Raw genomic sequence first — 7,433 nt, 5'->3', positions numbered from 1 at the left:
GGATGGGTGCCAGGAGCGTGTTGTTCGGGGCCTGGGGTGGTATTTGTGGGGGTTGTTTGTTGGACGGAGGGGAGTGGTCGGGATGGCTGAGCAGGCTTGTTTGTTCTGCGAGATCGCCAAGGGGGAACGGGCTGCGCACATTGTGATGGATACGCCGGACGCGCTGGCGTTTCTTGACGTGCGGCCGTTGTTCAAGGGGCACACGCTTCTGGTGCCCCGGGCTCATTATGAGACGCTCACTGATCTGCCCGGCGAGTTTCTGGGGCCGTTCTTCGGGCATGCGCAGCGACTTGCCGAGGCGATGGAGTCGGTGCTCGGCGCGGCCGGGTCGTTCGTGGCGATGAACAACCGGGTCAGTCAGAGCGTCCCGCATCTGCATGTCCATGTCGTTCCGCGCAATCGAAAGGACGGGCTTCGCGGGTTCTTTTGGCCGCGGCAGAAATACGAGTCCGATGCGGAGGCTGCGGCCTTTGCCGCGCGCTTGTCCGAAGGGCTCACCTGATGTGCAGGGCCAGGGTCGTGTCGAGGACCTGGGCGTCGTGGGGAGTTGGAGTGGCCGAGTCCCACCAGCGGATTGCGCTGATCTCTTCGTTCGGGACGAAGGCGCTGTGGCGGGCGGTCACGCGGGCGGTGTAGAGGGCCGCGTATTCGTCGCGGGGTGGGTCGGTCAGGTGGAAGTGCCCGTAACCGGCGAGGGCGAGAGTGGGGAGGTGGAGGCCGCTTTCCTCATGCAGTTCACGGACGGCGGCCTGCCAGGGTGTTTCACCGGGGTCGATCAGGCCGCCCGGCAGTTCCCACTGGCCGCGGTGGCGGTCGAAGACCAGGAGCAGGTGCCGGGCGTGCCAGACGGCGGCGAGCGCCGCGGGCATCGGCGCGTCCAGCGGCGCGGTGGACGGCGGGAAGAAGGCAGTGAGCCGGTTGCCCTGCCGATCTTCCGCCAGAGGTTTATTCACTGGATGCCCGGTAGGAAAGCTTTGCTCAGGACAGGGCTAGGAGGAGGGCCGTGTAGGGCCCCGTCGGGTCTGTTTCGGCGGGGGTGGCCGCCTCTAAGGCCGCGGCGTGTTCGTAGAGGTCGCGTTCGGCTCTGTCCAGGGCCGCGGACAGGACGAAGTCGGTGACCGTCCAGCCGATCAGCTCGGCGGCTTTGCGAATCACGAGGAGCTGGTCCGGGGAGGGGTGGACGGTGACATGGTCGTCGGAGGCGGGAAGGTTCTGGCGCACCGACTCAGACATGGCCGGTCTCCTTCCTTGCGGCATTCAAAAGTACGCCGCAAGGTGTCGCGAAGCCATCCCCACTGAGAACGAGAATCCCCTGCTTTCGTGGTGCCGGATGCGCCGACGGACTTGTGCGCTATGGCGTGCGAGGTCGGTTCTAGGGCGTGTCCAGAAGTGGGTCTTAGTCGGGTGTGGGCGTCCGGCTCGCCCGGTCCGGTGGCGCTGAGGACAGCCTGAGCGGGCAATTCGTTGAGCGGCGCTGCGCTCGCCCACGACCTGGCTCGAGGCGCGAGACGCCAGGTGAACGGCGTGACGGGACCTTGAGGCATGCCGTGAGTCTTTGGGGAGCTGGGCTGGGATCAGCTGGCAGAGGTGGCGTCGGCTGCTCCGGCTTCGGTCCTGAGTCCCGGCAGGCTTGGCCTGGAGGAGTGCTCTTCTGAGCGGCCCCTGGTCAGGGATTCGTCTAGTCGGGGGATTCGTCGATGGTGCCGAAGATGACGGACGAGACCTCCAGGTAGAGCTGCTCCGGGTACGGCATGAAGCCGACGTTGCGGAGCGCCTGCTTCTGGCCCGCGGACTCCATCACGAACTCGCCGTACCCGAGGATCCGTCCGGTCATGGAGCGGTTCAGCGCGATGTCGGTGACCTTGGCCAGCGGCATCATCGCGACGTTCCGGTTCAGCACGCCGTTGATCACCATCACCCGGTGCTCGGTGACCAGGAAGAACTCCACCGACCAGGCGATGACCTTCCAGACCAGGTAGCCGATGGCGACCAGCCACAGCCACCAGATCCAGGTGAGGCCGACGACGGCGCTGATCGCGCCGCACGCGACGAGCCCGGCGACGACGACCGCGACGGGGAGGAGCAGGACGGCGGGGTGGCGGCGGACGGCGATGACACGTCCCTCGTGGGACATCAGGTATTTGTCGACGGTGCGCGACGAGCTGTCGTGTTGCACCATCATGTCCTGCAGATTCACGGCGGCGTCCTCGTCATGATCCGGGTGGTTCAACGGTAGCCGACGCGATCGTGCGGGCGCAGAAGCCGGGCGGTAAGAGAGGATGCGCTTGCCGGTGGGGGAGCGGCGGCTGATGATGGTCGTCATGGAGGGCGTTGGGGAGCCTGGGGCGAGTCTGGACGAGCGGAACGAGCGGAACGAGCGGAACGGACGGCATGAGCGGGCGCCGGACGCCGATGGGTCGGAGCGGAGGCCGGGGCGGCGGCGGAGCGAGTTCGCGGTGGAGGTCACGAGGCGTCCCATCTGGCGGTTGCTGCTGCGCGGTCTCGGCGTGTACCTGCCGGGCTGGGAGTTGCCGGCGGGCGCGCTGCGTGTCCGGGACGGGTCGGCGGACGGGTTCGGGCCTCCGGCGTACGTGAACGGCACCGCCGGGTTCGGCGTCCAGATCCCCGACCGGCGCAAGGGGCTGGAGCCCGACCGGGAGATCTACGTGCGGGGACGTGAGAACCCGAGCTTCGGGATCGTCGTCGCCGGGCCGGCGGCGGCGATCGGCAGCCGGGTGGTGGACGCGGACGCGCTGATCCGGTTCGCGCGGCGGCTGACGTTCGAGGAGCTCTTCGACACCGGCGACGCCGACTCCGTCCCGTACGCGGTGCGGGGCGCGCGGGCGGTGGAGAATGCGGTGTTCCTCGATCGGGCAGCCGGGATCGGGCTCTGCGTGGAGGTCGACCCGGTCACGCGCGCCGTGGCATGCCCCCTGTACGCCCGCATCGGCGGACCCACGGAACGAACCGTACGCGCCTACGGCGCGACCCTCTCATAGGCTGACCCCTTCGACGGCCGGGGTCGCCCGGTCCAACAGGGTGGCCGAGCCTATGGGGCGGCCGGGCTGAGCGGGGTCGTTGCCGTCCAGGACGGTGTGGGTGTGTGCGGTGATGGCGGTCGGGGTGTCCGGGGCGGACCCTCGGCGCTTGGTGTGCTCGACGCGTTCGTCGCGTTGGGGGTCGTCGCGGGCGTGGGACCACCAAGGCCGCTTGTCCTCTAGGCGGTTTGGGCTAGGGGGTGGCCCAGGCCGTCAGGTCCCATAGTTGGTGGGACGGGAGGCGGCGTAGGCGGTGGGCGGCGGCTATCGGGTCCCAGAAGACCTCGTCGCTTTCCAGTTCCAGGGACTGGGCGGCCGTTAGGACGGCGCACAGGAGTTCGTCGCGGGTTCGGACGGCCAGGAGCGGGCCTATCTGCGCTACCGCGCCCGAGCTTTCCGAGAGTGTGCGGAGGAGGGACTTGAGGGCGGCCTCGTCCTCGGGCGGGCGTACGGGGTCGACACCCGCCGGGACGCCCGGTTCGACGCGGGCGAGGCCGCGTCTGGCCTCGGCGCCGGGAGGGGTGGAGCCGTTGGCGGGGCGGTCTGCGCCGGCGGAGATGAGCAGGGCGCTGAACGCGCCGGCGAGGTCGTCGGCGGCCTGGCCGCCGAGGAAGTAGCGGCGGCGTTCGGGGGAGCCGGGCGCGTCGCCGTTGGGGCCCTCGGCGGTGCGGAACCGGACGTTCAGCCGGCTCGACCGCACGCACCGCTCGTACATCTCGCCGAGGATGTCGTCGAGCTGCGCGTCGCGCGTCCAGAGGCGTCCGGTGGCGGTGACGGCCTCGCCGTGGGAGCGGGGGCGGCCGGTGAGCGCGGCCGTGACGGTGTCGTCCAGCTCGCCCTCGGTGAACTGCAGGAGCTCGGCGACGACGTCCTCGACGTCCTCGAGTGTGCGGGTGAGGGTGCGCTGGAGGTCCAGCATCTCCGCGCCGCCGCGTTCCAGGTCGGCCAGGCGGTCGAGGGCGAGCTCGACCCTGTCGTCGGCCGGGCCGCCGCCCGTGCGGGTCACGGCGCGCACGGAGGTTTCCACCTCGGTCAGCTTGCGGCGCAGGGCGGCGAGGGTGATCCGCTGCTGTTCGAGGTCGCGCAGGCGCTCCGCCTGCGTCCGGAGGAAGTCGTCGGCCTGGTGGACGAGACCCGCCAGCTCCTCCACCTGCCCGGTGTTCTGCCGGAGCCGGCTGTCGAGGGCGGGCAGCACGTCCTGCTTGACCCGCGACAGCTCCGCGGTGAGCTGCTCGCCCACCGTGACCAGGACGTTGCTCTGCTTCGTGACCTGCTCGTTCAGCTCCTCGATCCGGCGGGAGAAGGCGTTCGCCTGGTCCCGGCTCTGCTTGCCCGCGTATAGCTCGAGCGCCCCCACAACAAAGCACAGCACCACCAGGACGACCGTCGTCATGACACTCCTCGGACGTGATGGTGATGACCGGACCGGGTTTTGATCGCGACCATAACTTACGATCACGTGCGCCGACTGCCACTTACGTAACCGACTGATCTCAGTGACCGGTCGGTCTCACCGCCCTTATCGCGCCATTCCGTGACCGTTGTTTCGCTCTCGGTCACTGAATTCAGACGCAGCCCTCGAATTGCGGCACGGTGGTGGTGACATTGAGGCCGACGGGGGCGAACCATTTCTTCAGCAGCGCGGCGGCCGTGCCGTCCTGGTACATCCCGGTGATGGCCTTGTTGACCGCTTCGCAACCGGCCACGTCGCTTTTCCTGATGCCGACGCCGTACGGCTCGTCCGTGAACGGCGCGTTCACGATCTTGAGGGGCCGGCCGCCGGGCGCGTTCGCGGCGAGGCCCGCGAGGATCACGTCGTCGGTCGACACCGCGTCCAGCCTGCCGGCCGTCAGGTCCGTGAGGCACTGTGCGTATCCGTCCGCCTCGACGGGCAGCGCCGCGACGCCCTGCTCGTCGTGGACGCGCGGGAACGACACCGAGCCGGGCACCTTGCAGAGCCGCCGCCCCTTCAGGTCGTGGATGTCCCGGATCGCGGCGGCGTCGGACGCGCGGACGAGGACGTCCTGGTGGGCGACGTAGTACGGGCCCGCGAACGACACCTTCACCTTGCGTTCGGGGGTGACGGAGTAGCTGGCCACGACGAGGTCGACGTCGCCGTCCTGGACCATCTTCTCGCGCGTCGCGTAGCCGACCTGCTTGAACGTCACGTTCGCGGCGGTGACGCCGAGCCGCTCGGCGATCTCTGTGGCGATGTCGATGTCGAAGCCTTGGAACGTGCCGTCGGCGGTGCGCTCGCCGACGCCCGGCTGGTCGCCGTTGACGCCGATAACGAGCGTGTCCTTGACGGCGACGGAGTTCTCACCGGCGTCCGCTATGCCGCACGCCGATCCGGTCGCCAGGAGCGTTCCGGCCGCGAGGAGGGCCGCCGCCGCGCGAAGGCGGTCACGGCGACTAAGGCGGTCACGGCGACTAAGGCGGTCACGGCGACTGAGGCGGTCACGGCGACTAGGGCGGCTACGGCGGCTACGGCGGCTCACTTCGACCACCTGTACTCGGCCAGGCGGGGACGGACGCCGATGAGGACGAGCAGCGCGATGACGACCCCCGCGATCGGCAGGACGGCGTACCAGCCGCTGGTCCCGTCCTCGCCTTCCTTCACGGCCTCGTCGAACGCCTTCTGGTGGATCTGGGCCAGCGACTGCAGCGACCGGTCGTACTCGGCGAAGTCGGCGGCGGACGCGCCGCGCGCGGCGATGGCCTGGTCGCGCTTGCCGCCGTGGACGAGGGTCCGCATCTGCCGGTCGTTCGCCTGGACCTTCTGGTAGTTCTTGAGGACCGTGTTCAGCGCGTCCACCATCTGGGCGCGGCGCTCGTCCGACTCGGTGGGCCGGTTGGCCTCCGTGCCGAGGAACCCGAGGAACGGCGCGCGCCCCGGCTCGAACGACAGATCCTTCTGGACGGCCGCGTTGTACTCCGCCAGATTCCCGGCCTTCAGGTAAAGGACGGTCTGGGATTTGCTGAGATAGACCTGCTCGTAGGCGTCCGCGCGTCCGGGGTCGAGGAGGAAACGGGTCTCGTCGGCCGCCGCGCTGTTGCTGATGGCGCGCGTCCGGGAAAGGGCCAGCATCGAGTCGAATCCCTCTGCCTTGGCCTTGCGGAGTTGGTCCGCCTGCCCGGACAGCATCGCCGTTCCCGCGACGACCAATACGAAAGTGCCGAGCGTGGCCGCCGCCAGCGGAATGTTCAGGAGCCGCCGGAACCGCCTGGCCAGGAACAGCTGGAACGCGACAAGGACGGCGAGCAGCGCCAGGCCGGTGACGAGGATCCAGGTCCGGCCCGTGAGGACGGCCGAGCGCTTCTCCTCGTAGGTGTGCCGGACGAGGGTGCCGTTGTCGAGCGTCAGGTTGTACGCCTTGGGCAGCAGGTCCAGCTTCATCAGGTCGGTCGCCTGCTGGTACAGCTTGATGACCTCCTGCGACGGCGGCCCGGACGCGTGCCCGGACTGCTGGTCGAGCAGCAGCGCCTGCCCGGCGAGCCGCTCGTAGCGGCCGAGCGCGTCGAGGACGTCGCGGGCGGTGTTGTCCTCGGTCCGCTCGTCGGCGAGCTTCGCGGCCTTGAGCAGCGCGTTGCCCGCCTTCTGCCGGTTGTCGTTGTAGCGGGCGAGGGCCTGGTCGCGGCCGCCGCCCGCCGCGCCGCCGATCAGCAGCGCGTTCGCGAGCTGCGCGTCCATGTCGGTGAGCTGGAAGTACAGGTCGCCGGTCGCGACGACCTGCGGGCCCGCGTCCTGGCCGATCACCCGGACGCCCTCGCGGGCGTTCGCGATCGCCCACCAGGACACGGCCAGCAGCGCGACCAGCAGGACGGCCGCCGCCGCCGTCAGCGTCCGGATGCGGGCCGAGACGGTGCGGGGCACCAGCCGCGCGACGCCGGCCGGGTGCGGTTCGGGTGTGCGCCGCAGCCGCCCCGTGGGGCCGCGCCGCGCGGGCGGGCCTCCCGGACGCGCGGGCGGGGAGGGGGCGGGCTGTCCCGCGTCGGGAACGTGCTGCACGGCCGTCATGTCGCCTCGCCTCGGATGAGCGTGATGGTGGTCCACGCGCCCACGTGGATCCGGTCGCCCTCGGACACCGGGACCTCCACGTTGTTGGGAATCGGGTCCATGGACCCGTTCATGCAGGTCCCGTTGGTGGAACCGGGGTCGACGAGCGTCCAGGTGCCGTCCGGCTTGGCCAGCAGGACCGCGTGGACGTGCGAGATCCCGGGATCCTCGGGCGGCTCGCGCAGGTCGATCTCGGGCGGGGACGGCTGCGACGAGCTGCGCCGGCCGATGCGGACCTCCCGCCCGGCGAGCGGGATCCGCCGTTCGGGCGCGTACGGCGGGAACTTGAGGGACGCCGAGTCGGGGCCCTCCTCGGCGATGACCGTGTTGTAGTAGTC

At 70.0% G+C, this 7,433-nt stretch carries 9 protein-coding genes; 2 read left to right on the top strand and 7 right to left on the bottom strand.

Annotated elements, in window-relative coordinates; all coding sequences use genetic code 11:
* The first annotated feature begins 82 nt into the window (after positions 1–82).
* Positions 83–502 (top strand): HIT family protein, encoded by a 420-nt coding sequence (locus E1264_RS37540; protein ID WP_132181474.1) that lies wholly within the window; start codon positions 83–85, stop codon positions 500–502.
* Here the strand turns inward: E1264_RS37540 and E1264_RS37535 are convergent.
* From E1264_RS37535 to E1264_RS37525, 3 genes are all read right to left on the bottom strand, one after another.
* Positions 495–953, bottom strand: coding sequence for an NUDIX hydrolase (locus E1264_RS37535; RefSeq protein WP_132181472.1), 459 nt, complete (start codon positions 951–953; stop codon positions 495–497). The genes E1264_RS37540 and E1264_RS37535 overlap by 8 nt on opposite strands.
* Before the next feature lie 25 nt (positions 954–978).
* Entirely contained in the window at positions 979–1,233 is a 255-nt protein-coding gene (locus E1264_RS37530) for a DUF1778 domain-containing protein (protein ID WP_132181470.1), read from the bottom strand.
* A 445-nt stretch (positions 1,234–1,678) separates the two neighbouring features.
* Positions 1,679–2,197, bottom strand: coding sequence for a PH domain-containing protein (locus tag E1264_RS37525; RefSeq protein WP_347813447.1), 519 nt, complete (start codon positions 2,195–2,197; stop codon positions 1,679–1,681).
* Positions 2,198–2,279: 82 nt separating this feature from the next.
* Here E1264_RS37525 and E1264_RS37520 point away from each other — a divergent pair, with 82 nt between their 5' ends.
* The gene (locus E1264_RS37520; RefSeq protein ID WP_243711414.1) at positions 2,280–2,999 is read left to right on the top strand and encodes a hypothetical protein; all 720 of its coding nucleotides are present in this window, start codon (positions 2,280–2,282) and stop codon (positions 2,997–2,999) included.
* A gap of 232 nt (positions 3,000–3,231) precedes the next feature.
* On the opposite strand, the gene E1264_RS37515 is transcribed toward E1264_RS37520, so the two are convergent.
* The 4 genes from E1264_RS37515 to E1264_RS37500 form a co-directional block, all read right to left on the bottom strand.
* Positions 3,232–4,431, bottom strand: coding sequence for a hypothetical protein (locus tag E1264_RS37515; RefSeq protein ID WP_132181468.1), 1,200 nt, complete (start codon positions 4,429–4,431; stop codon positions 3,232–3,234).
* Positions 4,432–4,603: 172 nt separating this feature from the next.
* Positions 4,604–5,536, bottom strand: a complete 933-nt coding sequence (locus tag E1264_RS37510) for a glutamate ABC transporter substrate-binding protein (RefSeq protein ID WP_132181466.1) — start codon at positions 5,534–5,536, stop codon at positions 4,604–4,606.
* Positions 5,533–7,056 carry a hypothetical protein gene (locus tag E1264_RS37505; RefSeq protein WP_243711413.1) on the bottom strand — a complete coding sequence of 508 codons (1,524 nt, stop codon included), beginning with the start codon at positions 7,054–7,056 and terminating at the stop codon, positions 5,533–5,535. Before E1264_RS37505 ends, E1264_RS37510 begins: the two co-directional genes overlap by 4 nt.
* Positions 7,053–7,433: FHA domain-containing protein (locus tag E1264_RS37500; RefSeq protein ID WP_132181464.1), on the bottom strand; the 381-nt coding region annotated here is incomplete at its 5' end. The genes E1264_RS37505 and E1264_RS37500, both read right to left, overlap by 4 nt.

The organism is Actinomadura sp. KC216 (genome assembly GCF_004348535.1).
Lineage (GTDB): Bacteria > Actinomycetota > Actinomycetes > Streptosporangiales > Streptosporangiaceae > Spirillospora.
Note: the sequence above shows the minus strand (reverse complement) of the source record. Positions and strands in the feature narration are given on the sequence as shown.